This window comes from Nitrospirota bacterium (genome assembly GCA_004296885.1).
GTDB lineage: Bacteria > Nitrospirota > Nitrospiria > Nitrospirales > Nitrospiraceae > SYGV01.
On the sequence record SCVN01000019.1, the window covers coordinates 22843 to 49540 of the forward strand.

The 26698-nt window shown below is 60.2% G+C and carries 22 protein-coding genes; all 22 read left to right on the forward strand.

Translation table 11 applies throughout. From position 1 onward, the window contains the following. Position 1 precedes the first annotated feature (1 nt). The 22 genes from EPO61_11625 to EPO61_11730 all read left to right on the forward strand — a co-directional run bounded on the left by EPO61_11625 (position 2) and on the right by EPO61_11730 (position 26634). Positions 2 to 637 carry a hypothetical protein gene (locus tag EPO61_11625; GenBank protein TAJ07775.1) on the forward strand — a complete coding sequence of 212 codons (636 nt, stop codon included), beginning with the start codon at positions 2 to 4 and terminating at the stop codon, positions 635 to 637. A gap of 72 nt (positions 638 to 709) precedes the next feature. Next, positions 710 to 1183, forward strand: coding sequence for a hypothetical protein (locus EPO61_11630; GenBank protein ID TAJ07776.1), 474 nt, complete (start codon positions 710 to 712; stop codon positions 1181 to 1183). Next, the gene (locus EPO61_11635; GenBank protein ID TAJ07777.1) at positions 1180 to 3507 is read left to right on the forward strand and encodes a type IV pilus secretin family protein; all 2328 of its coding nucleotides are present in this window, start codon (positions 1180 to 1182) and stop codon (positions 3505 to 3507) included. Before EPO61_11630 ends, EPO61_11635 begins: the two co-directional genes overlap by 4 nt. Positions 3508 to 3529: 22 nt before the next feature. Continuing rightward, on the forward strand, positions 3530 to 4687 hold the full coding sequence (locus tag EPO61_11640; GenBank protein TAJ07888.1) for a chorismate synthase: 1158 nt from the start codon (positions 3530 to 3532) through the stop codon (positions 4685 to 4687). Between the two features lie 111 nt (positions 4688 to 4798). Next, complete coding sequence (locus EPO61_11645) at positions 4799 to 5911, forward strand: 3-dehydroquinate synthase (GenBank protein ID TAJ07778.1); 1113 nt, start codon at positions 4799 to 4801, stop codon at positions 5909 to 5911. 11 nt (positions 5912 to 5922) lie between these two features. Continuing rightward, positions 5923 to 7197, forward strand: a complete 1275-nt coding sequence (locus EPO61_11650) for a GAF domain-containing protein (GenBank protein ID TAJ07779.1) — start codon at positions 5923 to 5925, stop codon at positions 7195 to 7197. Between the two features lie 183 nt (positions 7198 to 7380). Beyond that, positions 7381 to 9162, forward strand: a complete 1782-nt coding sequence (locus EPO61_11655) for an NAD+ synthase (GenBank protein ID TAJ07780.1) — start codon at positions 7381 to 7383, stop codon at positions 9160 to 9162. 166 nt (positions 9163 to 9328) lie between these two features. Further along, positions 9329 to 10546: an ammonium transporter gene (locus tag EPO61_11660; protein TAJ07889.1), complete on the forward strand. Its 1218-nt coding sequence runs from the start codon at positions 9329 to 9331 to the stop codon at positions 10544 to 10546. A 35-nt stretch (positions 10547 to 10581) separates the two neighbouring features. Beyond that, a complete protein-coding gene (locus tag EPO61_11665; protein ID TAJ07781.1) occupies positions 10582 to 10920 on the forward strand; it encodes a P-II family nitrogen regulator in 339 nt (112 codons plus the stop codon). 32 nt (positions 10921 to 10952) lie between these two features. Then, positions 10953 to 13646: a [protein-PII] uridylyltransferase gene (gene glnD / locus EPO61_11670; protein TAJ07890.1), complete on the forward strand. Its 2694-nt coding sequence runs from the start codon at positions 10953 to 10955 to the stop codon at positions 13644 to 13646. Positions 13647 to 13670: 24 nt separating this feature from the next. After that, a complete protein-coding gene (glnA, locus tag EPO61_11675; GenBank protein ID TAJ07782.1) occupies positions 13671 to 15080 on the forward strand; it encodes a type I glutamate--ammonia ligase in 1410 nt (469 codons plus the stop codon). A 200-nt stretch (positions 15081 to 15280) separates the two neighbouring features. Further along, positions 15281 to 16516, forward strand: coding sequence for a nif-specific transcriptional activator NifA (locus EPO61_11680; protein ID TAJ07783.1), 1236 nt, complete (start codon positions 15281 to 15283; stop codon positions 16514 to 16516). Between the two features lie 21 nt (positions 16517 to 16537). Continuing rightward, a complete protein-coding gene (locus tag EPO61_11685; protein TAJ07784.1) occupies positions 16538 to 17893 on the forward strand; it encodes a nitrate ABC transporter substrate-binding protein in 1356 nt (451 codons plus the stop codon). Between the two features lie 151 nt (positions 17894 to 18044). Next, positions 18045 to 18947: an ABC transporter permease subunit gene (locus tag EPO61_11690; GenBank protein TAJ07785.1), complete on the forward strand. Its 903-nt coding sequence runs from the start codon at positions 18045 to 18047 to the stop codon at positions 18945 to 18947. Positions 18948 to 18950: 3 nt separating this feature from the next. Then, entirely contained in the window at positions 18951 to 19799 is an 849-nt protein-coding gene (locus tag EPO61_11695; GenBank protein ID TAJ07786.1) for an ABC transporter ATP-binding protein, read from the forward strand. A 56-nt stretch (positions 19800 to 19855) separates the two neighbouring features. Then, positions 19856 to 20296 (forward strand): cyanase, encoded by a 441-nt coding sequence (gene cynS, locus EPO61_11700; GenBank protein ID TAJ07787.1) that lies wholly within the window; start codon positions 19856 to 19858, stop codon positions 20294 to 20296. 290 nt (positions 20297 to 20586) lie between these two features. Continuing rightward, positions 20587 to 20838: a hypothetical protein gene (locus EPO61_11705; protein ID TAJ07788.1), complete on the forward strand. Its 252-nt coding sequence runs from the start codon at positions 20587 to 20589 to the stop codon at positions 20836 to 20838. A gap of 3 nt (positions 20839 to 20841) precedes the next feature. Next, entirely contained in the window at positions 20842 to 22014 is a 1173-nt protein-coding gene (locus EPO61_11710; GenBank protein TAJ07789.1) for an ammonium transporter, read from the forward strand. Between the two features lie 126 nt (positions 22015 to 22140). Beyond that, positions 22141 to 22587 carry a Rieske (2Fe-2S) protein gene (locus tag EPO61_11715; protein ID TAJ07790.1) on the forward strand — a complete coding sequence of 149 codons (447 nt, stop codon included), beginning with the start codon at positions 22141 to 22143 and terminating at the stop codon, positions 22585 to 22587. Positions 22588 to 22672: 85 nt separating this feature from the next. Then, on the forward strand, positions 22673 to 23707 hold the full coding sequence (locus EPO61_11720) for a hypothetical protein (protein ID TAJ07791.1): 1035 nt from the start codon (positions 22673 to 22675) through the stop codon (positions 23705 to 23707). Between the two features lie 85 nt (positions 23708 to 23792). Continuing rightward, positions 23793 to 25196 carry a cytochrome C552 gene (locus EPO61_11725; protein ID TAJ07792.1) on the forward strand — a complete coding sequence of 468 codons (1404 nt, stop codon included), beginning with the start codon at positions 23793 to 23795 and terminating at the stop codon, positions 25194 to 25196. 220 nt (positions 25197 to 25416) lie between these two features. Then, positions 25417 to 26634 (forward strand): ammonium transporter, encoded by a 1218-nt coding sequence (locus EPO61_11730; GenBank protein TAJ07891.1) that lies wholly within the window; start codon positions 25417 to 25419, stop codon positions 26632 to 26634. Positions 26635 to 26698 lie beyond the last annotated feature (64 nt).

A 26698-nucleotide genomic window follows, 5' to 3' on the forward strand; every position in this document is an offset into this window, starting at 1 on the left:
CATGGAGTTGCCGAAAGTCAATCTGGATGTCTTGCGCACGGTCCCGCCAGCGCAGAAGGTGTTGCTGCTGGGTTTGATGCTCGGGTTTATTGTGCTGGCTTTTTACAATAATTATGGCATGCTGTTTGAGAGCTGGTCGGACAGGGAGGGCAGGATTGCTGTCTTGCAAGCGGACATCGACAAGGTGGACAAGGACATTCAGGCCACCAATATCAAGGTCAAACATCTGGATGAGTTGATCGCGGCCAACACGCAACTGGAGGCAGAGTTGGCCAAAAAGAGGGAGAAGTTGCCGCAAGAAGAGGAGGCCTCCACGTTGCTCAAGCAAGTGACTGACCTTGGGGTTAGGCTGGGCTTGGACATCAAGCTCTGGAAGCCCGGGATATCAGCGGTCCACTCCTCCAATCTGTATGTCAAGCAACCGGTCAGCGTGGAGGTGGTTGGCGGCTATCACACGGCCGGCCTGTTTTTCGATCGGATCAACAAGATGCCACGCATCATGAGCGTTAATGACCTCAAATTCGGCTCACCCAAGGTGGATCAAGATCGGGTGGTGCTTCAAACCGTGTTTGAACTGGTTGCGTATGTGGCTCCTCCAGAGCCGAAACCGGTGTCGAAACCAGCCCCGGGGAAATAGCCGGTGCGGGAAAGAGGACAACGTGGAGGCAGCCAGGTGGTAAGCCGATGGAGGCTGGAGGTTTATGGAAGGATGGGGGTGATGGTAGGCATACTCTCCAGTCCGGCCTTTACCGGTGCTCAACCGACTTCTATCCCGTCCGACAATGCAGCGGTGACCGCTCCGGTTCCGCCTAGTGTTGTGCAGAGCGGGGCAGGCTATTCCTATGATCCATCCGGGCGGCGGGACCCGTTCAAGCCAATCGGCCTGGAGAAACAGACGAAAGAAGGGAATCTGGATCTTCCGCCGCTCCAACGCGTCGGGCTGACCGAAGTGAGTTTGATCGCGATTATCTGGGGCGGGTACGGGTATAGTGCGATGGTGCAGACGCCCGATGGAAAGGGATATACCGTGCGGCAGGGCACGAAGATCGGGCCAAACAACGGGGTCATCAGTGCGATCACGGAAAACTCCCTCGTAGTGCAAGAGCGCTTTACGGATGTTTATGGTAATAAGCAGGTGCGTGAATACGTGAAGCGCCTGCATGCGAAAGAAGGCTCCGAATGAACATCCCGCGAATTCGGACTTGGCTTGCTGTCTCCATCGTGACGGCCGCGCTCTTGTCCTGCGCGCATCAGGCGTCTGTCCCGAACGAGGCCGATTCGGGTCAGGGGAGCCGGGCGGTTGAGCCGATCCGGGTGACCGACTTGGGGGATCGCATCCGGGTGGAGGTCGAGGGGGATCAGCCGATTGCCTATGACCTTTCGACCAGCGTTGCGCCCGCGAGTGTAACGGTGGATTTGCCGGGATTTGCCAAAGGGGCGAATCAGCCTCGCCTGGACGTGAACAAGCCGCCCGTGTTGCAGGTCGTGACGCGCGAGGTAACGGATCCCAGACCCGGCATGCGGTTGCTGGTGATGCTCACGGCGGCCATGGAGCCGGAGGTCAAAGTAGAGGGCACGAAGCTGTTTGTTGATTTCCTCAAGGGGCCAGCTGCGGCGGATGTCGGAGCGGCGGGCAAGGAGGCTGGGACAGACCAGGCAGGCTCCGCAGGATCGGAAACGACCGGAGCGACAGTCAACAACTCGGCCAAGACTATGACCAGGGTGGAGGTTCAGCGGGGCGAGGGGGAAGCGACGGTGGTCATCCATGGGGATGGCGAGTTCGACTACGATGTGCGGGCGCTGAATCGTGACCGGGTGGTGGTGGATCTGGCGCATGTGGCATCTGCTCTGCGTTTGCAAGTGCTACCCGTGGACCATCCGATCCTCAAGCAGATTCGCATCGGACACCATTCGCAGAAGGTCAGGCTGGTCTTGGATCTTGCCAAGCGGTCCACGTATGCCGTGGTGCCGGGAGACCATTCTCTGTCGATCCGATTGAGTGCGGTGGCGAAGCCGGCCGCCGCCGACCATGGCGTCGCCAATACGGCGGACGGAACGGCCAAGCGATCGGGAGTTCGTGAGAGTGAGCAGGCAAAGACGGTCCCGGGCGAGGTGGAAGATAAGAACGGTAAGGCTGCGGCGCCGGCGCGCGTGCCCTTCCCTGAACGGCTCGTACGTATCGAGGCGCTGCCGCGCTTCGCGCAGATGGCTCCAGAGGCCAAGGGGGCGGCTGAGGCGGAGGATATTGGGCAAGGGCGCTATGTGGGCCGGAGGATTTCGTTGGATTTTCAAGCGGCCGACATTACGAATGTGCTCCGCCTGGTGGCCGATGTCAGCGGCTTTAACATCGTGGTCGGCGAAGGGGTCAAGGCGAAGGTTACGTTGAAATTGGTCAATGTGCCCTGGGACCAGGCCCTGGATATGTTGCTGAAGATGAACAATCTGGGAATGATCCGGGAAGGCAATATTGTCTGGATCGACACCCTGTCCAACATTGCCAAGCAGCAGGACGAGGAGGCGAAAGCCAAGGAGTCCAAGGTCAAGGCCGAAGATCTGGTGACCCGCGTGATCTATGTGCAGAACGTGCCGGCTTCAGAGATACAGACGACCCTTCGACAGTACCTGAGTCCCAGGGGGCAGTTAAATTTGAATCCCGCCAGCAATGCCTTGGTCATTCAGGACACGGAATCCCGCATTGCCGCATTTGCGCAGCTCGTTCGCGAGTTGGATCTGGAGGTGCCACAAATCCAGATTGAAGCCAGGATCGTGCAGGCTGACACGAATTATGCCCGTTCGCTCGGAGTCCAGTGGGGGTTCCAGAGTTTGGCCAATCTGACCGGCCATCGTGTGTCCAATTTTCGCGGACAATCCGCCAGTACTGATTCATTCGGCAACCAAACCGGAAACTTCCTCGTGAACCTTCCTGCCGCAGTCGGCGGCGTGGCTGCGCTGCCGGCCGCGGGGTTTACCTATGGGAAGCTGACGGACGATGGCGCCATTCTGGACCTGCGTCTATCGGCCGGAGAGCAACTCGGATTGACAAAAGTCATCGCCGCCCCTAAGATCACCACCCTCGACAAGCGGGAGGCCAAGATCGAGCAGGGGCAATCTATTCCTTATCAAACGACTTCGCTACAGGGTACCCAGACGACGTTTGTGGATGCCTTGCTGTCCGTTACGGTGACGCCGCAGATTACCTCGAGGGATCCCAAGGAAATCGGCAAGCAAATCTTGTTGAAGGTCAAAGCCACGCGGAATGCTCCGGGTGCGCAGACGACGGCCGGTGCGATCATCACCAAGAAGGAAGCGTTGACGCAGGTGTTGGTGCGTGACGGGGAGACCATGGTGATCGGTGGAATCATCGAAGATACCCAAAGCAACACGGTGACGGGGCTGCCATTCCTGTCGCGTCTGCCGGTGATCGGCTGGCTGTTCAAGAACAAGTCCGAGCAGGTGCAGAAGACGGAACTGCTGATCTTTCTCACCCCCACCATCGTGAAGAGCTAACCGGTCTGAGACGCCCACCATGTTGCGGTATTTGAACGGCGGGGAATCACACGGCAAGTATCTGCTGGCGGTCCTGGAAGGGGTGCCGGCGGGTCTGCCGTTGACGGCTGAGGACGTCAACCGGGACTTGGCTCGCCGCCAGCAGGGGTACGGCCGTGGCGGCCGTATGCGCGTCGAACAGGATCGGGTCGAATTCGGTTGCGGGGTCCGCAAGGGCGCCACTCTGGGCAATCCGATCGGGCTGTTGATCGCCAATAAGGATTGGGAAAATTGGAAGGACGTGATGGCAGCCGAACCGGGGCCGACCGTTACCGAGAAGGTTGTGACCAGGCCAAGACCGGGGCATGCGGACCTGGTCGGGGCGATCAAGTATGGCCACCGCGACATCCGCAATGTGCTTGAGAAGGCCAGCGCTCGTGAAACGGCAATCCGCGTGGCGATCGGAGGAGTGGCCAAGGCGTTGTTGGCCCAGTTCGGTATGCAGGTACTGAGCTATACGGTGCAAATCGGCGATGTGGTCGCCAAGAGGATCGATGATCCTCTCGAAGCCTACCGGCAGGCAGAGACATCCGATGTCCGTTCGCCCGATCCGGAAGCGGGGGCGCAGATGGTCGAGCGGATCCGGACTGCCAAGCATAAAGGCGATACTCTGGGGGGTGTGTTCGAAGTGGTGGTGACGAACCCTCCGATCGGCCTGGGCAGCTATACCCAATGGGATCGGCGGCTTTCGGCACGATTGGCCATGGCGGCGATGAGCATCCAGGCGATGAAGGGTGTGGAGATTGGCATGGGGTTCGAAGCCGCACGCCGATTCGGGTCCGAAGTCCACGACGATATCTACTACGACAAGCCAGGGCAGCAGTTCGTCCGTCACACCAACAATGCCGGGGGGTTGGAGGGCGGCATCACCAACGGCCTGCCGATCGTCCTGCGGGTAGCCATGAAACCGATCTCGACGCTCTACAGTCCGAAAAAGAGCGTGGATATTGAGACCAAGGAGCCTTTTGACGCCACGGTGGAGCGGTCCGATATCTGTACCGTGCCGGCCGCGGGCGTGGTTGGAGAGGCAGTCGTCGCCTTTGAGATGGCCAACGCCCTGGTTGAAAAGTTCGGCGGTGATAGCCTTGAGGAGATGAAGCGCAATTTCGACGCCTACCAGGCCTACGTCAAAACCTTTTAGTTTCTTCCGCGCTGTGGTACCATCCCCGAACTTTACTTCGGTGTATCGTCCCCTCTGAGCCCGTCTTCTACCGGGAGGGCGGGCCGCTCCCGTTGTGCCGACAGGTGAAGTATGCAGTCTTCCACCGCTGAACAATGCGTCAAAGTCTCCTTGGCCGAACGGAGCTACGACATTGTCATCAAGGCCGGCCTGCTGCATGAGATCGGCGACCGACTGCGGAGCATTGGGTGTTCCGGAAAGGTCGCCGTCGTTACGAATCCGGTGGTGGGCCGGCTTTATGGGAAGGTCGTGCTGCGCTCGCTGAAAGCGGCCGGGTATCAGGTCAAGGTGATCCTGGTGCCGGATGGCGAGCGGGCGAAGACCTTACGCTGGACGGCGGCCATTCTGGACAACTTGGCCAAGGAACGATTCGAGCGCGGCTCGTTCATCGTGGCCTTGGGGGGCGGAGTGGTCGGCGACTTGGCCGGGTTTGCCGCGGCCCTGTTTGTGCGGGGGATTCCCTTTGTGCAGGTACCCACTACGCTCGTCTCCCAGGTGGATTCAAGCGTCGGCGGCAAGACGGGGGTTAATCATGTCTTGGGCAAGAATCTGATCGGTGCCTTTCATCAGCCGAGGCTGGTGTTGATTGATCCGGTAACGCTCGGCACGTTGCCGAAGCGCGAATGGGTCGCAGGGTTGGCCGAGGTGATCAAATACGGCATGATCGAGGATGCGGAGTTTTTTGCCTATCTCGAGCGACATATGAATGATTTGCTGGCGATGGAGCCGAGCCGGGTTGCGCACATTGTTACTCGCTCCTGCCAGATCAAAGCGTCAGTGGTGATGGAAGACGAGCGGGAATCCGACCGGAGACGTGTGCTCAACTACGGCCATACGGTGGGCCATGCCCTGGAATCCCTGGGAGGCTATCGCAAGTTGATCCATGGCGAGGCGGTGGCCATCGGGATGGTGCAGGAAGCCGGCCTGGCCAAGCATCTTGGCTTGTGCAGCCAGGAAGTCGTGGCGCGCCAGCGATCCTTGGTACGCGCGGCCGGATTGCCGGATGCTTTGCCAGTGACGCGATTTTCGGAATTGTGGACCGCCATGCAGCATGATAAGAAGATGTCCAAGGGGCGATTGCACTGCGTGCTGCCCGAACAGGTCGGCCGGGTCACGATCGTCCCCATTGAACGGCCTGCCGTGAAGGAGTGGTTTGCGAGCGTTGGGCGTGAGGCGCGATCCTAACCGGGAATTCTATGGCGACGAAACGTCCTCAATCCGTCCAGGCTTTGGAGCGGGCCTTGCGCGAAAAAACGCGCGAGGTCGATGTGCTGCACCGCATCAGCGAATCGATCAGCGCGACCTTGGATCTCGAAGTGGTGCTGCGGCACATCGTCGAGATGGTCGTCGAGGTGACCAGGGCCGATGCCTGCCTGCTGTACCTGCTCTCCGAGAGTCGCGAGGAGTTGATTTTGCGGGCCTCAAAGAATCCCCACCCCAAACTGATCGGACGGATTACGATCGGTCTTGGTGAAGGGATTACCGGCTGGGTGGCGCGTGAGCGGACGCGCGTGGTGATTCCCAGCAACGCCAATGACGACCCCCGGTTCAAATTTTTTCATAATCTTCCGGAAGACCGGTATCAGGCCTTCGTGTCGGTGCCCATCCTGACCAAAAAGGAAGTGGTGGGTGTGATCAACGTGCAGCACAAGCGGCCGAAACGGTACCAGCCCGACGAGTTGGCGCTCTTGACCACGATTGCCAATCAGGTCGGCGGGGCGATCGAGAATGCCCGTCTTTATGCGGAAATGTCCCGCAAGGCGCTCCAGGTGGATACCCTCTCTCAAGTCTCTGAGACCGTGGCCTCGAACCGCTTGATCGAGGATGTCTTGCAGTTGATCGTCACGATGACCGCGCAGATGATGAACTCGAAGATCTGTTCGATCATGTTGCTGGAGCCGGCCTCAGGGGAGCTGCGCATCATGGCGACTCAGAGCCTGAGCGAACAGTACCGTCGGAAGCCCAGCCTGAAGTTGGGGCAAAGCATCAGCGGCCGCGCGGTACAGGAGCGCCGGTCCATCATCGTGCCGGATGTCACCAAAGAACGGGACTACATGTATCCGGAGATGGCGCGAAGGGAAGGGCTCTGTTCCTTGCTCTCCGTACCCATGCTGATTCGAGATCGGGCGGTCGGCGTGATCAACAGCTATACCTCCGTCCCGCACGCCTTTACGTCCGAAGAGATCAAGGTTCTCCAGGCCATTGCTAATCAGGCGGCCATCGCAATCGAGAACACCAAGCTGGTGGAAAAGTCTTTTGAAATGCAGGAGGCGCTCGAGGTGCGGAAGCTGGTGGAGCGAGCCAAGGGCAGTCTGATGCAGGCCAAGGGGATATCGGAGGAGGAGGCGTTCCGGCTGATGCAACGGCAAAGTATGGATACCCGCAAGTCCATGCGTGAGATCGCCGAGGCGGTGATCCTGGCCATCGGTATCGAGCGGCATGCCGGCAGCCGGGACTTCAATAGGCCTTGACAGGTTCTCGGACGCGGTGCTATAAGCCCTCTAGTAATGCGCGAGGGGGAACAAGGGCGTTTCCCGGGTGCATGTAAGCCGGCGCCATTCATGCCGGATAGCAGGACGATGACGTCCTCGGCCCCAGACAGTGAACGGGGGCGGAGGGCGTTTTTTTTTGTCCCGGATAGAGCGAGGTCGGTCTTGCGACGGTTTCGCATCGCCATGGTCCAGATGAATTCAATCGTCGGAGACCTGCCGGGGAATAGGCAGCGCATTACCGGGTGGCTGCGTGAAGCCCGAAAGGCCAAGGTCGATCTCGTTGTTTTCCCGGAATTGGCGATTACCGGCTATCCCCCTGAAGATTTGCTGCTGAATCCGAAGTTTCTGAGCGATACCAAGCGTGCGTTGCGGGAGGTTGTCAAGCACTGTCGTGGCCTGGCCGCCGTGGTGGGATGTGTCAGCGAAGGGGAGGTGCCTGGAACCCGGCCCGCGCCTCCCTTAGCGGTGGCCGTCGGAGCACAGGAAATCTGCAATGCTGCCGCCGTGATTGCGGACCGACGGCTGGTCATCTCTTATGGCAAGCGGTATTTGCCCAATTACGGGGTGTTCGACGAACGCCGGTACTTCCATCCTGGCCGACGCATTCCGGTGATCGTGCTGAACGGGACCCCCGTCGGGGTCAACATTTGCGAGGATATCTGGTTTCCGGATGGACCGACCCGCACCCAAGCGATGGCTGGCGCGGAAGTGATCGTGAACATCAACGCCTCGCCGTTTCACGTGGGTAAGACCAAGCTGCGGGAGCAGATGCTGGCAACCCGTGCGAGGGAAAACGGGGTGATCGTTACCTACACCAACACCATCGGCGGGCAGGACGAGTTGGTATTCGATGGCAACAGCCTGGTCCTGGATCAAGGCGGCGAGGTGATTCTTCGCGGGAAGGCTTTCGAAGAGGACTTCCTGATTGCCGATCTAGATGTTGGAGCAGTGGCCCGTGCCCGCATGGGACAGGTCCGCCGAAAGTGGGCAGCCGGACGGTCCATGACCGACGTTGATCGGATCGTCGTCTCCGGTCTCTCTGCAGCGAGGAAGCGTGCGCCGATTGTGCCGGCGGAACCGGCTCCGCTCGATCCTTTGGAGGAAGTCTATCAGGCGCTGATTCTTGGAGTCCGGGACTACGTACGAAAGAACGGGTTTGGCCAGGTGGTCATTGGGCTCAGCGGCGGGGTGGACTCGGCTCTTACGGCGGCGATTGCGGTGGATGCATTGGGCCCCAAAAACGTGGTGGGTGTCTTCATGCCTTCTCCCTATACCTCCCGAGACAGTCGTGAGGATGTCGCCGAGCTGGCGGAGCGTCTGGCGATCAGAACCTGCACCATCCCGATCACCAGAATGTTTCGGTCCTATCTGAGCTCCTTGGCTGCGTCGTTTGTCGGGCGGCGACCCGATACGACCGAGGAAAATCTGCAAGCCAGGATTCGCGGCAATCTGTTGATGGCCCTGTCGAATAAGTTCGGCTATCTCGTCCTGACCACAGGCAACAAGAGCGAGATGAGCGTGGGCTATGCGACACTCTATGGGGACATGGCTGGAGGGTTTGCGGTGATCAAAGACGTCCCGAAGACGATGGTCTATGACCTTGCCCGTTTGCGCAATCGTCGGGCATCAGCAGACGCGGTTATTCCCAAGCGGACCATCGAGCGGGCGCCGACCGCGGAGCTGGCGCCGGGGCAAAAGGACGAGGATTCCCTGCCTCCTTATGCCGTGCTGGACCCGATTCTCAAAGCCTATGTGGAAGAAGACAAGTCGGCGGAAGAGATCACCGCGATGGGGTTCGAGCCGGACACCGTCCGCCGGGTGATCCGGTTGGTGGATGGGAGCGAGTACAAGCGACGTCAGGCGCCGATCGGGATCAAGATCACGCATCGAGCCTTCGGCAAGGATCGCCGCATGCCGATCACGAATGGCTATCGAGGGCGTTAACCTGGGACAAGAGCCGGATGGGCTTGGTCATGGTGACGGAATTCCTCGGCCAAGTCGGCAAGGAGGGGACGTGAGACGAACGACGGGATATGGAGTCCTGGTTCCGGCTGCCGGTCTGGGGGGACTGCTGGCGGCAGTCCCAGCCTGGGCTCAGGCTGGCCCGACGATGAACAGCGGGGATACGGCCTGGATGCTGGCATCTACGGCGTTGGTCTTGGTCATGATCGTGCCGGGCTTGGCCCTGTTTTATGGGGGGCTCGTCCGCAGCAAAAACGTCCTGAGTACGGTCATGCACAGTTTCATCGTTCTGTGCCTGGTGACCGTGATCTGGGTCCTCTTCGGGTACAGCCTGGCCTTTGGTCCCGATCGAGGCGGCGTGATCGGCAGCCTGGATTGGGCCGGATTGAGCGGGGTCGGGGCCCAGCCCCATCCCCTCTACGGAGCGACCATCCCGCACGGGGTGTTCATGTTGTTTCAGCTGATGCTGGCGGCGCTCACGCCGGCCTTGATCACCGGGGCCTTTGCCGAGCGAATCCGTTTCAGCGCGGTGCTGCTGTTTACCTCTTTGTGGTCGATTTTCATCTATGCGCCCCTGGCCCATTGGATCTGGGGCGGGGGATGGTTGAGCAAGATGGGGGGGCTGGATTTTGCCGGAGGAGCGGTTGTTCATATCAGCGCCGGGGCTTCTGCCCTGGCCTGTGCCTTGGCGGTGGGCCGCCGTCGGGGCTGGAGAACCGACTATATGCCCCCGCACAACCTGCCCTTTGTGCTCCTGGGGACCGGATTGCTTTGGTTCGGCTGGTTCGGCTTTAACGGGGGAAGCGCCAGGGGGGCCAATGCCGTGGCCATGGGAGCATTGATTGCCACCCAAGTCGCGGCGGCCGCGTCGGCGTTGTCCTGGATGACCGTCGAGTGGATGCATCGGGGCAAGCCCACCGTGCTGGGCGTGGCCAGCGGGGCGGTGGCCGGTCTGGCCGCGGTGACCGGGGCTGCCGGGTATATCGGGCCCATGTGGGCCATGGTGATCGGAATTGTCGCCGGGGGGCTCTGCTATTTCGCCATTGTTTGGAAGGGCCGGATCGGCTATGATGACGCCCTCGACGTCGTCGGGATCCACGGAATCGGGGGGATTATCGGCGTCTTGGCGACCGGGTTTGTGGCCTCCAAAGGGTTGAATCCAGCCGCTGCAGACGGTCTCTTCTTCGGCAATCCTGCCCAGGTCGGTGTGCAAAGCATCACGGTGGTGGCGGTGGCGTTGTATGCCTTTGTCGGGACGTACGTCATTCTGAAACTGGTCGATGGCTCAATGGGGTTGCGTATCACCCCCGAGCAAGAAGCCACGGGTTTGGATCTCAGCCAGCATAATGAGCGAGCCTACTCGTAACCGGGGCTGCTCGCGATGAGCGTGAGGAGGCGGGTATGAAACTAGTCGAAGCGATCATCAAGCCGTTCAAGCTGGACGAGGTCAAGGATGCCTTGCTGGAGATCGGTGTCCAGGGGATGACCGTCACCGAGGTCAAGGGATTCGGCAGGCAGAAGGGGCATAAGGAAACCTATCGCGGCACGGAATACACCATCGAATTCGTTCCAAAGGTGAAAATCGAGGTGGCGGTGACCGACGCCCAAGTGCCGCGCGTGCTCGAGACTATTACCCGCAGCGCCAAGACGGGGAGCATCGGGGACGGTAAGATCTTCGTGCGCGACCTGGGCGCGGCGGTTCGTATCCGCACGGGAGAAACGGGAGAAGGGGCGCTGTGACCCTACGTTCCGAGAGCCAAGACGGGGTCGGTCTGCTGAAGGAAACGGAGATCGATGCCGCCGCGGCGCTGCTCGTGGAGCAGCGGCAGGTCCTCAAGCAACGGCTCGAAGCCGGTGCGTCCGGCGGCGAGGTGCTGGCGGCGTTGACCGAACTGGTGGACGGGTTGATCATCGGCCGGTATCGCAATGTCGTGCGCCAGGGGGGCGACGAGACGCTACTGGCCGGTTCCCAGCATTGCTGTTTGGTGGCGCTGGGAGGCTATGGCCGACGGGAGTTGGCGCCGCATTCGGACATCGATGTGATGTTCCTCTATCGGCCGGAGGCGGGCCAAGTCGCCCCATCCTTGTCGAGTCAAGTGCTCCACCATCTGTGGGATCTGGGGTTTCAGGTGGGCCACAGCGTCCGGACCGTCCAGGATTGCATCGAGCTGGCGACGGAGGACCTCACCATTCGGACCTCCATGATGGAGGCGCGCTTTCTGGGCGGCAGCGCAGCCTTGTTTCAGGAGTTTCATCGCCGGTATTTCCGCCAGGTCGTTGCGCGGGGCACCGATCGCTTTATCGAGCAGAAGATCGAAGAGCGCCGCCGCGAATACGACAAGTTCGGCGAGACGGTGTATCTGCTCGAACCCAACGTGAAGAAGAGCAAGGGTGGGCTGCGTGACCTGCACGTCCTGCAGTGGGCTGGGCTGGCCCGGTATCAGGCCGCCACGATTCAAGAGTTGGCCGATCGCGGCATCCTGTCCCGACAGGATTTTCAGGCTTTGGTGGACGCGCGCGAGTTCCTTTGGCGCATCCGGGCCATGTTGCATTTCGGCGCCGGCATGGCCCAGGAAATCCTGACGTTTGATGAACAGGTTCGTCTGGCAGCCCAATTCGGTTTCCAGGACCAGCCCCATCTGCTGGCGGTTGAACAGTTTATGCAACAGTATTACCGCCATACCATGGGGCTCCATGAGATCTCGAGCCGGTTTGTGGATCGGTGCCGGAGTCTATCGGTGTGGCAGAAGCTGGCCCAACTCCTTCCATCTCCCCGATTGGAGGGCACCTTCATCATTACCGGGCAGCAGCTGACCGTACCTCCGGAGTTGCGGAGCCGATTCCTGGACAGTCCGGAGCTGCTCCTGCGTCTGTTCGAGTTGGCCGGCACGAAACGGCTGAGGATCGATACCGATTTTCTGGAGGATATTCACCGGCATATGGACTCGGTTTCAAGCGAAGCCTTCCGTACCCCGGAGGTCAGCCGTCGGTTTCTGAAGATTCTTGGAGGGCCGGGAACGGTTGCCCATACGCTGGAAGCGATGCATCGGGCTCATCTGCTGGAAAAGTTGATCCCTGTATTTGCCACGGTCAGGGGGTTGATGCAGTTCAACCAGTACCACAAGTATACGGTCGATGAGCACAGTCTGTTGGCCGTGGGCAAAGCAGAAGCGCTGAGCCAGGAACAAGGTGTGCTCGGCGAGGTGTGCCGGGAGATCAAACGCAAGGACCTGCTGCACTTGGCGGTCTTGCTCCACGATCTTGGCAAGGGACGGGAAGAAGATCATAGCGAAGTGGGCAAGGCGATTGCCGAGGACACCGCGGCGCGACTGGGTTTCGATGAGCAGGAAACCAGGACGCTGGTTTTCCTGGTCCATCAGCACCTGTTGATGGCCCATACGGCGTTCCGCCGCGACCCCTACGACGAGAAGGTGCTGCTTCCTTTTGCGCGCAAGGTCGGGACTCCTGAGGTGCTCCGCAAGTTGTTGGTTCTGACGGCGGCCGATATCGCGGCGGTGGGCCCGGGGGTGTTGACCAAGTGGAAAGAATCCCTGCTGGTCGAGTTATACCTTCGTGCCTTGCCGGAGGTGTCGGGGGACCGAACTTCGGCTGTCAGCGGCGCGCGCCTCGATGCCATCGCCCAGGATGTGGCCAGAGAAGCGGTCGCTGCCGGCCTTGCGGGCATGGACCCGGCCTGGATCGAGTCCCAACTGGCGCAATTCCCTTTGCGCTACGTTCTTGGGACCATTCCCGGGCGCATCGCGGTCCATGTGGCGACGGTGCGACAGCTGACCCCGGGAGAAGTGTTGGTCACGGACAGTTTCAACGCGACGCTCGGAACCTCCGAATACACGGTGATCACGACCGATGAAGTGACGCCTGGCCTGTTCTCGAAAATCGCGGGCGTGATGGCGGCCAAAGGGTTGCAGATTCTGGACGCACAGATCGTCACCCGTCAGGACGGAATCGTGGTCGACACGTTTCAGGTGGTGGACCTGGACTATGCCGAAGCCCCGCCTTCTGACCGGCGGGCCATTATCGCGGATACGATCATCCGTGTGTTGAAGGGCGAGGCGTCGGTCGATACGCTGGTGGCTCAGGGAGGGCGGCTGCCTTCCTCCAAACCGCTTCCGGCCCATCGGCAGCCCACGGAAGTTCAGGTGGACAACGAAACCTCGGATCGCTTTACCATCCTGGACGTGTTTGCGGACGACCGGCAGGGCTTGTTGTACGTCATCACCCATGCAATTTTTAAGCTGGGGCTCTCCGTGCATGCGGCTCGCATTTCGACCAGGCTGGATCAGGTGGCGGACGTGTTTTACGTGACGGATCGGCAAGGACATAAAATCACCGATCAGGAGTTTCTCGAAACGGTTCGGGTTCGGATCAAAGACGACGTCGGCCGGTTCCTCGGCGAGCCAGCCGGGCAGCAGGCGGGTGCGTCATCCTTATCACTCTCATCGTAACGGCGATCTGAAAGGAGGCTCGGAATGAATCCCCGCGAGGTATTGGAGTTTGCCAAGAAGCACAAGGTGCAGATCGTGGATCTGAAGTTTGTGGATCTGATCGGGACGTGGCAGCATTTCAGCATTCCCGTCAACGAGTTGACCGAAGGCCTATTCAAAGACGGGTCCGGCCTGGATGGGTCGTCGATTCGCGGCTGGAAGGCTATCAATAACAGCGACATGCTGGTGGTGCCTGATCCTGAAACGGCCTGCCTGGACCCCTTTTGCGCCGTGCCGACGTTGAGCCTGGTCGGCAACGTGGTTGATCCGATCACGCGCGAAACGTATGACCGCGATCCCCGGTTCATCGCGCAGAAAGCGGAGAAACATCTGCAGGGCACCAAGATTGGCGACATCTCCTATTGGGGGCCGGAAGCCGAATTCTTCATTTTCGATCACGCCCGCTACGATCAGACGAGCCACAGCGGCTACTACTTCATCGATTCGGACGAAGGCGTCTGGAACATGGGGCAGGAGGGCGTGAATCTGGGCGGCAAGATCCGTCACAAGGAAGGGTACTTCCCGGTCCCGCCGACGGACACCCAACAGGACATCCGCAGCGAGATGATTCTGGAAATGGAACGGGCCGGCATCTCGATCGAGAAGCACCATCACGAAGTGGCGACGGCGGGACAAGCCGAAATCGATATCCGGTTCGACTCGCTGGTTCGGACGGCCGACAAGATGATGATGTACAAGTATATCGTCAAGAACGTGGCGCGGCGGCATGGCAAGACCGTGACCTTCATGCCCAAGCCGTTGTTCGGCGACAACGGCTCCGGCATGCACACGCACCAGAGCATCTGGAAAGACGGCAAGCCTCTGTTCGCCGGGAAAGAGTATGCGGGCGTATCGCAGCTCTGCCTGAACTATATCGGCGGCATTCTGAAGCACGCGCCGGCGTTGGCCGCCTTCACGAACCCGACGACGAATTCCTATAAGCGACTCACGCCGGGGTTTGAAGCGCCGGTGTTGCTGGCCTACTCCAGCCGCAACCGGTCGGCGGGAATCCGCATTCCCATGTATTCGCCGAGTCCCAAGGCAAAACGGATCGAGGTGCGATTCCCGGATCCCGGCGCCAATCCGTACCTCGCCTTCGCGGCGATGCTCATGGCGGGTCTGGACGGGATTGAAAACAAGATCAACCCGGGTGAACCGGCCGAGAAGGACCTCTACGATCTCGAAGCCAAGGAGGCCTCCAAGATTCGGACCATGCCGGGCAGCCTGGACGAAGCGCTCAATCATCTCGAGAAGGACCATCAGTTCCTTCTGAAGGGCGGGGTGTTCAGCGAGGATTTGATCGAGGCCTGGATCGGCTACAAGCGGACGAAAGAGGTCGATACCATGCGGCTGCGGCCGCATCCCTACGAGTTCTTTCTCTACTATGATGTATAGAGGGTGAGGTCAGGCAGTCGGGGCCGGCAATGGCGCCGGCTTCGGCTGCCGAATCAACGTATGGGAGCAGCCCGACAGTGTTGTTGGGCCGTTCGTCTGGCAAAGGCGCCAGCTCTGCCGGGAAGAGAGAGACAAGCTCTTTCTGGCAGCATGCTGGCGCCTTTCTCATTATGTGGTATTGGCTGGTGAACTGATCGGGCATGGGCAACATGGCGCCGGTGACGGATTTGGACGAGAGCCGATCGAGCGAGGAGTGCGAGGTCTTGGAAGCCGTGGCGGCTGCCTTGGCCGACTCCGGGCCTGTGCCGCAACGGCTTGAACGGGCCATCCAATTGGTTGACGAACGTTTGCGGGTGGTGCGGAGCCGGTTGGCGGGGGTGGAGCCGGCAGGGGAGGCATCCCGTCATCGCGCTGCAGCGGGGCGGAACTCCGGTTTACTAGCGAGTCTGGTGGGCCAGAGCGAGGCCATGCGCGAGGTCTATGAAGCAATTCGTCGCGTGAGCGGCAGCCAGGCAACGGTCTTGCTGCGGGGGGAGAGCGGCACCGGCAAGGAGCTGGTGGCGAAGGCCATCCATGTGCAAGGAATCAGGGCGAGAGGTCCGTTCATTCGTCTGCACTGCGCGGCCGTGACCGAGAGTCTCTTGGAGAGCGAGCTGTTCGGGCACGAACGGGGGGCCTTTACCGGAGCCGTGGACCAGCGCAAGGGGCGGTTCGAGTTGGCGGATGGCGGCACCTTGTTTCTGGACGAAGTGGGGGATATTCCGCCCTCCGTGCAGGTGAAGTTGCTGCGAGTATTGCAGGACAAGTGTTTCGAACGGGTGGGGGGGAGCAGGCTGCTGTCGGTGGATGTCCGGCTGATTTCGGCCACCCACCGCGACCTGGAGGCGATGGTGCGGGCTGGGACGTTCCGGGAGGACCTCTATTACCGGCTGAACGTCGTGCCGGTGACGCTTCCCCCGTTGCGAGAACGGATAGGCGATATTCCTCTATTGATCGATCATTTTCTGGATCGCTTCAACCGAGAGAACGGCCGCCACGTTCGCCTGGGACGGGATCTGATGGCGTTGATGACCCAGTATGAATGGCCGGGTAACGTCCGGGAGTTGCAAAACTGCGTGGAGCGGTTGGTGGTGATGACGGAGCCCCGCGCCGATCTCGTAACGCTCGACTCCGTGCCATCCTCGCTTCGAGGCTACTTTGCCGACATGGAGCATGTCACCGGAGTGGGAAGAGAGAAAACGGTTCAGGGTCATTCGATCAGGAAGGGACTGGATGAGAGCATCCAGGGCCTGGAGCGTCAGCGGCTCCTGGATGCCCTGGAACGGGTGGGGTGGGTGCAGGCGCGCGCGGCGAGGGTGTTGCGGATTACGCCCAGGCAGGTGGCGTATAAGATAAAAAAATACGGAATCGTCGAAGCATCTCGGAACGAGCCCTAACCAAGCAAGTCGGATGCACGTATGGCCTCGATGTCAGAGAAGGAGATAGCTATGACACCACAGTCGCGGTCGCGCCGAGAAGTCAGTGCGCACATGGTCGACGTAAAGCAACCGTCCGCCGAAGCCTATCTCGAACGGACAGTTGAACGGGCGGTCGCCGCCGCGGTGTTGGAGGCGGCGGGACCGAGCCGGCGGCAGTTCCTGGCCGGCATGGGGGGCGCCGCATTGGCGGCAGTGATCGGCGAAGTGTTTCCCTTGGCCCAGCTCAAGGCATTCGCCGCCGATCCTGCGGGTAAGCCCGAGAAGAAAGATGTCAGCATCGGATTTATTCCGATCACCTGCGGCACGCCGATCATCATGGCGGAGCCGCTCGGGTTCTACAAAAAGCATGGTTTGAACGCGTCGGTCAAACGTGCGGCGGGCTGGGCCATGATCCGCGATTGGGCGGTGAACAAAGAGGTGGATGCGGCGCACATGCTCACCCCCATGCCGCTTGCCATGACGCTGGGAGCCGGGTCCATGCCGACCCCGATGTACATGCCCGCGGTGGAGAACATCAATGGGCAGGCCATCACTCTGCACATCAAGCACAAGGGCGTCAAAACAGCGGCCGACATGAAGGGATTCCGCTTCTGTGTGCCATTTGATTTCTCCATGCATAATTACCTGCTCCGCTACTTCCTGGCGGAGGGAGGCGTCCACCCGGACAAGGACGTGCAGATTCGCATCGTGCCGCCTCCCGAAATGGTCGCGAACTTGAAAGCCGGCAACGTGGACGGATACCTGGGTCCGGACCCCTTCAATCAGCGGGCCGTGTATGAAAATGTCGGTTTTCTCTTCATGCTTTCGCGGGAGATTTGGGATCGTCATCCTTGCTGCGCCTTTACGGTGACGAAGGACTTTGCCACGCAATACCCCAACACGTTTCACGCCATGTGGCGGGCAATCGTGGATGCGACGCACTATGCCTCCAATCCCGTCCACCGGAAGGAGATCGCAACCGCGATCGCTCCGACCAACTACCTGAATCAGCCGGTCACCGTCTTGGAACAGGTGCTGACCGGTACCTACGCCGACGGACTCGGCAACATCAAGAAGGTGCCGGAGCGAATCGACTTTGATCCCTATCCCTGGCACTCGATGGCGGTCTGGATTCTGACCCAGATGAAGCGATGGGGGCATCTCAAGGGGGATGTGAACTATAAGGCGGTAGCCGAGCAGGTCTATCTGGCGGCAGACTGCGATCGCATTGCCAAAGAGCTGGGCTATCCCACTCATAAGGCGACATCCATGACCCATACCATCATGGGCAAGGCGTTCGATCCGAACCAGGCCGAGGCTTACGTCAAAAGCTTCAAGATTCACAGCATGGCATGAAAATGGCGTGGCTCGGCCGCCGCGTCGCGTACCTCTCGTATCGACACGACCGGAGCATGCTGGGTGTCCGGTGTTTTTTGCATGCAACGAAATGGGGACGACCGCACCCAGCGCTCCTCGATTGAATGAGCGTCGAAGAAAAGAGGCAGGCATGGCAAGATTGCAAGGGCAGGCGGGGAACTCAAAGGACGCGGTACTGATCTCCGTGTCGATGCTGGTCGTATTTGTAGCGGCCTGGCACCTCTTCACGCTGCGGCCTGCGTTTGATCCCGCAGGATTGACCGAAGACCAGCTTCACACGATGGAGTTCAATGGCGACATTATGCAGACCGCCGATGGGGGATACGCCTGGAATCCCGAGAAAGAAAAGGTGAAAGGGGTGCCCGGGCCTCTGGCGGTGCTGGAGAAGACCAGGACCGAATTGGCCGAGGCGTTTGTGAAGAAGGGCACGAATGATCACGGGATCGCTTACCTGGTACTCTACACGGTGACCCGTTTCGGAGCCGGTTTTCTGGCGGCCTCGGTGGTGGCCATCACGCTCGGGATCCTGCTGGGACTCAACAAGGTGCTCTTTCAGGCGGTCAATCCCTTCATCCAGATACTCAAGCCGATTTCGCCGCTCGCCTGGATGCCGTTGTTGCTGTACACGGTGAAGGACCCGAAGTGGACGGCGGTGCTGGTTGTGTTCATGGCGGCGCTCTGGCCGACTCTGGCCACGACGGCGTTCGGGGTCAATTCCCTGCGTAAGGACTACTTGCACGTGGCGGCCATTCTTCAACTGTCTTGGGCCAAGCGGTTGTACAAGGTCATTCTTCCTGGGGCGGCGCCGACTATCGTCAACGGTCTGCGCATCTCGTTCGGCAGTGCGCTTGTGGCGGTCGTGCCGGCCGAAATGCTTCTGGGCGAGCTGGGAGTGGGCTATTTGAGTTGGATCGAATGGAACAACCTGGATATCGCCGGGGTGATCTTTGCGATCTTGGTTGTGGGCGTCGTGGGAGTCATTCTGGATTCGGGGTTCAACAAGCTGGCGAGTCTCGTCACGTATCAGGAGTAAGCCATGGCATTTCTGGAAATCGATCATGTCACCAAGTATTTTGCGAGCCAGTCGGGCAACGGTCGCGTCTGCATCTTCCGAGATGCGACGATCAAAATCGAGAAGGGCGAATTCGTCACGGTGATCGGCCACTCCGGCTGCGGCAAGAGCACGTTGCTGAACATCATCGCGGGATTGGAAACCATGACGGAGGGCGGCATCATCCTGAACGGCAAAGAGGTCTCAGGCCCCGGGCTGGACCGCATGGTGGTCTTCCAGAACTTCTCGTTGATGCCGTGGATGACCGTGTTCGAAAACATCCGGCTGGCAGTGCGGGCGGCTTATCCGGATTGGGATCGTCAGAAGATTGCCGAGCACGTGCGTAAGTACATCGCATTGGTAGGGCTGACGGGCGCGGAAGACAAGCGGCCGATAGCCCTGTCTGGCGGGATGAAGCAGCGGGTGGGGCTGGCGCGGGCATTCTCAATCGAACCCAAGGTGCTGTTGCTGGACGAGCCCTTCGCGCAAATCGACGCCTTGACGAGAGGTGTCATCCAGGAGGAACTGGTCCAGATGTGGAACACGACCCGCAATACGGTTTTTATGGTGACCCACGATGTGGACGAGGCCATTCTCCTTTCGGATCGGATCATGCTCATGACGAACGGCCCATCGGCGCGTATCGCGGAAATCGTGGACGTGACGATCCCGAGGCCGCGTTCCCGCGACTCGGTCATCGAACATCCCCACTATTACAAGTTGAGGAACCACATCATTCATTTTTTGGTCCGCCATGCGTCGCATGCGCCGGTCGCCGACGGGTCGGACTCAGAGGAGGCGAGCTCCGTCCCGCCGTTGGTCGTCCGCTTCTGAATAAACACGGTAAGAGTGGCGGGCTGCGGTAGCCCGCCTTAAACCAGGAGGGAAGGATGGAAGCGAAGAAAGCTCGAGATGTAATCAAGGCCAAGCGGTTGGCCAAGAAGATGACGATCGCCCAGGTGGCCAAGCTTGTGGGCAGGAACCCGACGTTCGTGGCGGCGGTGTTGAACGGCACCCATCGGCTGCCGCCGAAGGAGGCGGCGAAGATCGGGAAGGCCTTGGGGCTGGACAAAGTCACAACCGAATCTCTGTCGAAGTTTCCGGTCCGGACCGATTTCCCTAACACGACCGATCCCTTCAAGTATCGGTTGCTGGAGATTATCGGGGTTTACGGCGACTCTATGCGGGAACAGGCCAACGAAATGTTCGGCGATGGGATCATGAGCGCGATCGATTTTACGATCGATATGGATAAGGTCACTGGCAGCCACGGAGAAGCCCGGTGCAAGATCACACTGAACGGGAAGTGGCTCGAATACAAGACCTTCTAACGTACCTGTCATCACTGTAGAGGGGCACTGTCGGCCTCTTGGTCGACGGTGCCCCTTGTGCGTGAGTTCTGTCCTTTCTCCTGCCATACCCGTCACAGACCCAGCTATTTTGTCAGACATCCGACAAAATTGTCCGGAATGTGGGTGGTAGGTCCGATTCTCATCTCTAATTCCAGTCATTTGTCGCTTCTTTGTGTGGCACTGAACTTGCTCATTTCTCCTTGAGCCTTGTTGGGTCGTGTGAATGATCCCTGCCCAAGACGACAAGGAGGTGTCTTATGGAGAGCGCCATGCGTGGCCTATCTTTGCCTCGGACGGAACTGGAGTCTGCTTCCGGGGTTGAACAACGACTTCTTGACGCGCTGACAGTGAAGGGGGCTCAGACGATGGAGCAGCTGGCCTCTCTGCAGCCGACCGTCAGTTGGGCGCAAGTGTTTCTGGCGATCGACCGGTTGAGCCGTTCCGGCTTGGTGTTCCTGCGGCGCGACGGCGGGTGCCGGTATTGCGTGTCGCTGAATCGAACGGGCGAGGGGGCGATCTGATTCATGCCCGGTGAAGGCGCCGATCATACGGCTTGGCTGCTGATCGCCACGACATTGGCCATGCTGACCGTTCCCGGCGTGGCATTATTCTATGCTGGGATGGTGCGTCGAAAAAATGTTCTGAACACGTTGGCCTTGCCGCTGTTGGCCCTGGTGCTGGTGTCGCTCTGTTGGCTTGTCGGCGTCGGGGCGATGGATCTGGGGGCCAGGGGGCGCAGCATGGCTGGCCTGGGGCTTGGGGGAACGCCCCTGCGGTATGTGTCTCTCGTCCTTTCCGGGGCATTGGCGCTTGCACTGGTGGCGGGCGGCATCGTCGAGCGGACCCGCTGTTCGTTCTTTCTCTTGTTTGGGTTCTGTTGGGTTCTGCTGGTCTACGGTCCGCTCGCGCATTCGCTGTGGGGGGATGGCTGGCTGGTTTCCATAGGGAGCCTGGACTTTGCGGGCGGGGCGGTGGTGCATGTCAGCGCCGGCGTGACGGCTCTGGTCGCCGCGATCCTGATCGGGCCTCGCAAAGGGCATGGGCGAACGGAGATGCGGCCGAACAATCTGCCGCTCTCGGTCTGCGGTGCCGGTCTGATGTGGGTCGGCTGGTGCGGCTTTGCCTCAGGCCAGGGCATGACCACCATGGGCACGGTAACAAGCGCCTTCGTGGCCATCCAGGCTTCCGCGGCCGCGGCCGCATTGGCTTGGACTGCGGTGGAATGGGTGCAACGGGAGAAACCCACGGTCTTGGGAACGGTCAGCGGAGGCGTCGCCGGCCTTGTGGCCATCGCGCCGGCCGCCGGCTACGTCGGCCCTCTCTCGGCGCTGGTCATCGGAATCGGGGCCGGTGGACTTTGCTACATGGTGGTGAACTTCGTGAAGCCGATTCTGGGCTACGACGATTCGTTGGATGTGTTCGGGATGCATGCGGTCGGCGGCACCTGGGGGATGATCGCGACGGGACTCTTTGCCTCTGCGGCGGTGAACCCGGACGGCAGCGACGGGCTCTTCTACGGCTACCCCTATCAGTTTTTTGTGCAATGTGTGGCTGTCCTGGCTGTCTGGGTCTTTGCCGGGGGGATGACCTATCTGCTGGTGAAGGGGCTGGGTGCTATTCTGTCCCCACGTGTGGACGAAGAGGCCGAAGTGATGGGACTGGATCTGACGCAGCATGGGGAAAAAGGATATTCGTAAAAAGTGAAAGGTGAAAAGTGAACGGTCGTGAAATGCCAGCGGGAGGATGGGTCTGAAATCCGTCCGTACGCTCTGTCGAGCGGTGTACTTTTTACCTTTTACCCTTCACCATTCACGGTCTTGAGCATGGCGATTATCCACGATGACGCGGGGCGACGAAGGTTTCTCAGCCAAGCGGTGATGGGGTTTGGGCTGCTCTTTGGCATGGGGACTCTGGCCCTTCGTTTTGTCCAGTTCCTGGTGCCAAGACCGAAGCCGAGGCGGTACGACGCGGTCTTGATCGGGGCTGAGTCGAAGGTGCCGCTCGGAGAGGCGCTGTCGATGGAGCTGGGCGGCCACAAGATCATGGTGCTGCGCTCGGATGAAGGGGTGGCGGCCTTTTCCAGGCGCTGCACGGACCTGGGTTGTCTGGTGTCCTGGAGCAAGGAACGGGAAGAGTTCGTCTGCCCTTGTCATCAGGGAAGGTTCGACAAGACCGGAAAGAACATCGCCGGGCCTCCCCCCAGGCCGCTGGATCGATTCGATGTCGTGAAGCGGGGCGGACAGTTGTACGTGAACATCCAGAACGGATAGTGGTCGGCTCTCAGCTGTCAGCCATCAGCTTCGTCCGGAAGCTGACGGCAGATTGCTGAAGGCTGAACGCTCTTGGGAGCAATCAATGGGATCGGTGGCTTCACCGACACAGGCGACAACAGCCGACGGGCCGGTTCAGAAGAACTGGATCGACTACATCCAGAAAGACCTGCCCGAGCACCTGGATTGGTGGCCCTATACGCTGGGGGCGATTCCCTTGACCCTCTTTGGGATCCTGGTGGCGACGGGCCTTATGCTGACCTTTTATTATGTGCCTTCGCCGGAGAAAGCCTACGAGAGCGTCGATCAGATCACCAACGGGGTCTACCTGGGATGGTTTATCCGTGGCCTCCACAAGTTCTCCGTCGACCTGATGATTTTGTTCGTTCTCTTTCACGTCATCCGGGTATTTGTGACGCGAGCCTACCGGACCCCTGGGGAGTTGAAGTGGGTAAGCGGGTCGGTCGTGTTGTTCGTGACTCTAGCCATGGGCTTCACCGGCTATTCTTTGGTCTACGACAACGTCTCCTACTGGGGGATGACGGTGGTCACCAACATGCTGGGAACGATACCGATCGTCGGCACCCCCTTGATGTATCTCCTGCGAGGGGGGGAAGAAGTCTCAGGGGGAACCTTGTTGCGCTTGTACGATCTCCATACCAAGTTGTTGCCGGCGCTTCTGGGCGGTCTGGTGCTTGGACATGTGCTCGTGGTCCGCATCCTGGGTTTCGCGGAAGTGAAGGGAAGTCGCGGGTTCCATCCCTTTTATCCGGAACATACGATGATGATGGGGGCGGTGGCGATCGGCTTGTTGGTGCTGCTCACGGACCTGGTCATGATTTTTCCTCCTGGGCTGGGTCCGCCCGCCAACCCGCAAGAGGTGGCCTCCGATGTTTCGCCGCCCTGGTATTTTTCTGCCGCCTATATGTGGATTACCCTGTTGCCGGCGCCGCTTTCGCTCTGGAGTCTCCTGGGCGGGGCGGGACTCTTTGTGGTCTATCCATTTGTGGATCGGATGTTGTCACAACGAGGCTGGCCCATGGCGGTTGTCAATGCGCTGGTCGGAACCGTTGCGGTGGGGGTGTTTGCGGGGCTGATGCTGTTGGACTTGTGGATGTGAAAGAGAGCTAGGAAGCCGTCAGCGCTCAGCCATCAGCTTCCAGACGAAGCTGATGGTTGCAGCTGAGAGCTCCTGAGGAGGATTTGTGGCAGATCCGGACGAAGTACAGACAGAGATGCAGAACGGGAAGTTGAACTTCACCCGTTACCTGATCGGGGGCCTGTGCCTCGTCTTGTTTCTGGCGCTCACCGGGGTCGGCTATGTGCAGGTGGAGGAGCGGCGCGGCGGCGGGCTCCGGCCGTTCATTTCCGCCGAGAACAAGAAGTGCATCGATTGCCACATGGCCAAGGATGTGGCGGTCGGCGGAATCAACGATTGGAAAGTCAGCCGCCATGCGCCGAAAGGGATCGGCTGCATCGAATGCCATCGGGCCGAGAAGGGCGACGCGGACGCGTACGACCATGAGGGGGCGCTGATTTCGACGTTGGTGACGCCGAAGGACTGCATGAAGTGCCACGACAAGGAGGCCAAGGAGTTCGGCAAATCCCATCATGCGAAGGCGGCCCAGTTTACCGGCTCCCTCGACAATTTCCTGGGGAACGTCGTGGAAGGGCCGGAGGTCGTCACCTCCGGATGCGCCGGCTGCCACGGCAGCGTGGTGAAGGTGATGGAAAAAGGGAAGCTGCATCCGGCGACCTGGCCGAATTCCGGAATCGGTCGGGTGAATCCGGACGGCTCCAAGGGCACCTGCGCCGCCTGCCATGCACGGCACAGTTTCTCCATCGAACAGGCCAGGCAGCCGGAGAGCTGCGGCCGCTGCCACATGGGACCGGACCATCCGCAGATCGAGGCCTACTTGGAGAGCAAGCACGGCGTCATGTTCACCGCGAACAAAGAAAAGATGAAGCTCGCCAATCCGTCGGAGAAGTGGATGCCCGGCAAGGACTATCTCTATCCCACTTGCGCCACCTGCCATATGAGCGCCACCGGCACCCAGGAGGTGACGCATGACGTGGGCGATCGCATCAGTTGGACGTTGCGTCCGGTGGTCTCGACGCGGCTTGAGAACTTCGACGAGCGGCGGAAGGGCATGAAGCAAGTCTGCTCCTCCTGCCACAGCGAACAGATCGTGGAGCGGTTCTTTACGCAGATGGATCAAGGGATCACCTTGTACAACGAAAAGTTCGGCAAGCCGGCCAAAACGGCGATGGACAAGCTGCTGGCCATGAAAAAGATCACGCCGACGCCGTACGATGAAAAGATCGAATGGGTGTTCTATGAACTCTGGCACCATGAAGGGAGGCGGGCGAGGCACGGTCTCTCGAAAATGGCGCCTGACTATGTCCACTGGCAGGGCTTCTATGAGGTCGCCAAGAGTTTCTACATTAAATTCCTGCCGCTCGTGCGCGAGCTGTCGCCCCAAGTGGCCGAAGAGATGTTGCGCAACGAGGGCCACAAGTGGATCGAGCAGGGCATGACGAAAGAGGACATCGCCCAGATGCTGGAATTCTACGACAAGGAAATGCAAGGCAAGCGGGGCGGTGGATAAGATGCGGGTTCACCGTCTGTGCCGGAGGCGCCAGCAGGATTTCTGCCGGCGCCTCTGTTATAACAAGACAGCGTAGGGGCGGTCGGCGAGGTCGGTGGGAGAAAGGGAGACGAGCATGGCCTGGATGATGACGGTGTGGCGGCTGGCGGGGCTCATCTGCATGGCCTGGATCGTGGGCGCGGAAGCGGTGTGGGCGGAGACGCAAGCCGTTCCGCTCAAAATTGACACGGGCGACACGGCCTGGGTGTTGGCCTCCTCGGCGCTGGTTCTGGCGATGATCGTGCCTGGGTTGGCCCTGTTCTATGGCGGGTTGGTGCGCAGCAAGAACGTGTTGGGCACCATCATGCACAGTTTCATCATCCTCTCCCTGGTTAGCATTTTGTGGATTCTGGTCGGCTATAGCTTGGCCTTCGGCCCGGACGTCAAGGGCCTTATCGGCGGATTGGACTGGATCGGATTGAACGGCGTCGGCTTGGACCCCCATGCAACCTATGGCCCGACGATCCCCCATCAGGCCTTCATGGTGTTTCAAATGATGTTCGCGGCGATCACGCCGGCCTTGATCACCGGGGCCTTTGCGGAGCGGATCAAGTTCAGCGCCTTGCTCCTGTTCTCGGCCCTCTGGTCTCTGCTCGTGTATTGTCCGATCGCGCATTGGCTGTGGGGCGGCGGCTGGCTGGGTCAGCTGGGGGCCTTGGATTTTGCCGGTGGGGCGGTCGTGCATATCAGTTCCGGCGCGGCGGCCCTGGTCTGTGCCTTCGTGCTCGGGCAACGCCACGGCTACGGCACCGATTACATGGCCCCGCACAGCCTCCCGTTCACGCTGCTGGGCACCGGGCTGCTCTGGTTCGGCTGGTTCGGGTTCAACGCCGGCAGCGCCCTGGGCGCTAACCAGGTGGCCGTGTCCGCCTTTCTGGCCACGCATACGGCGGCCACGGCCGGGGCCGCCGCCTGGATCTTGGTGGAATGGGTACACCGGGGGACGCCGACCGTCCTGGGGGTGGCCAGCGGCGCCGTGGCCGGCTTGGCGACGGTCACACCGGGAGCCGGCTATGTCGGGCCCTTTTCGGCCCTGCTGATCGGGCTGGTGGCCGGGGGGGTGAGTTACCTGGCCATCATGTGGAAGGGGAAGTTCGGATATGACGACTCTCTGGATGTCGTCGGCATTCACGGGGTGGGGGGTGTGCTTGGCGTGCTGGCCACGGGGCTGCTGGCGTCCAAGGCGGTGAATCCCGGCGGAGCCGACGGGTTGTTCTACGGCAATCCTGGGTTCTTCGGCGTGCAGGTCGTGGCGGTCCTGGCCGTCGGCCTGTTTTCCTTGGCGATGACCTATCTGATCCTCAAACTCGTCAACCGGCTGGTCGGGTTGCGCGTGACTCACGAGGAGGAAGCGTTGGGGTTGGATCTCAGTCAGCACAACGAGCGGGCCTATTCGTGACCTCCTATCATCCAGCCCAGCGCGGTGCTTGACAAATCTCTACGTTCGTTTCAGATTGAGCTCT

Coding starts and splice junctions, on each gene's coding strand:
- EPO61_11625 (TAJ07775.1), top strand. CDS start 2: ATGGAGTTGCCGAAAGTCAATCTGGATGTCTTGCGCACGGTCCCGCCA.
- EPO61_11630 (TAJ07776.1), top strand. CDS start 710: ATGGGGGTGATGGTAGGCATACTCTCCAGTCCGGCCTTTACCGGTGCT.
- EPO61_11635 (TAJ07777.1), top strand. CDS start 1,180: ATGAACATCCCGCGAATTCGGACTTGGCTTGCTGTCTCCATCGTGACG.
- EPO61_11645 (TAJ07778.1), top strand. CDS start 4,799: ATGCAGTCTTCCACCGCTGAACAATGCGTCAAAGTCTCCTTGGCCGAA.
- EPO61_11650 (TAJ07779.1), top strand. CDS start 5,923: ATGGCGACGAAACGTCCTCAATCCGTCCAGGCTTTGGAGCGGGCCTTG.
- EPO61_11660 (TAJ07889.1), top strand. CDS start 9,329: ATGAACAGCGGGGATACGGCCTGGATGCTGGCATCTACGGCGTTGGTC.
- EPO61_11665 (TAJ07781.1), top strand. CDS start 10,582: ATGAAACTAGTCGAAGCGATCATCAAGCCGTTCAAGCTGGACGAGGTC.
- glnA (TAJ07782.1), top strand. CDS start 13,671: ATGAATCCCCGCGAGGTATTGGAGTTTGCCAAGAAGCACAAGGTGCAG.
- EPO61_11680 (TAJ07783.1), top strand. CDS start 15,281: ATGGGCAACATGGCGCCGGTGACGGATTTGGACGAGAGCCGATCGAGC.
- EPO61_11685 (TAJ07784.1), top strand. CDS start 16,538: ATGGCCTCGATGTCAGAGAAGGAGATAGCTATGACACCACAGTCGCGG.
- EPO61_11690 (TAJ07785.1), top strand. CDS start 18,045: ATGGCAAGATTGCAAGGGCAGGCGGGGAACTCAAAGGACGCGGTACTG.
- EPO61_11695 (TAJ07786.1), top strand. CDS start 18,951: ATGGCATTTCTGGAAATCGATCATGTCACCAAGTATTTTGCGAGCCAG.
- cynS (TAJ07787.1), top strand. CDS start 19,856: ATGGAAGCGAAGAAAGCTCGAGATGTAATCAAGGCCAAGCGGTTGGCC.
- EPO61_11705 (TAJ07788.1), top strand. CDS start 20,587: ATGCGTGGCCTATCTTTGCCTCGGACGGAACTGGAGTCTGCTTCCGGG.
- EPO61_11710 (TAJ07789.1), top strand. CDS start 20,842: ATGCCCGGTGAAGGCGCCGATCATACGGCTTGGCTGCTGATCGCCACG.
- EPO61_11715 (TAJ07790.1), top strand. CDS start 22,141: ATGGCGATTATCCACGATGACGCGGGGCGACGAAGGTTTCTCAGCCAA.
- EPO61_11720 (TAJ07791.1), top strand. CDS start 22,673: ATGGGATCGGTGGCTTCACCGACACAGGCGACAACAGCCGACGGGCCG.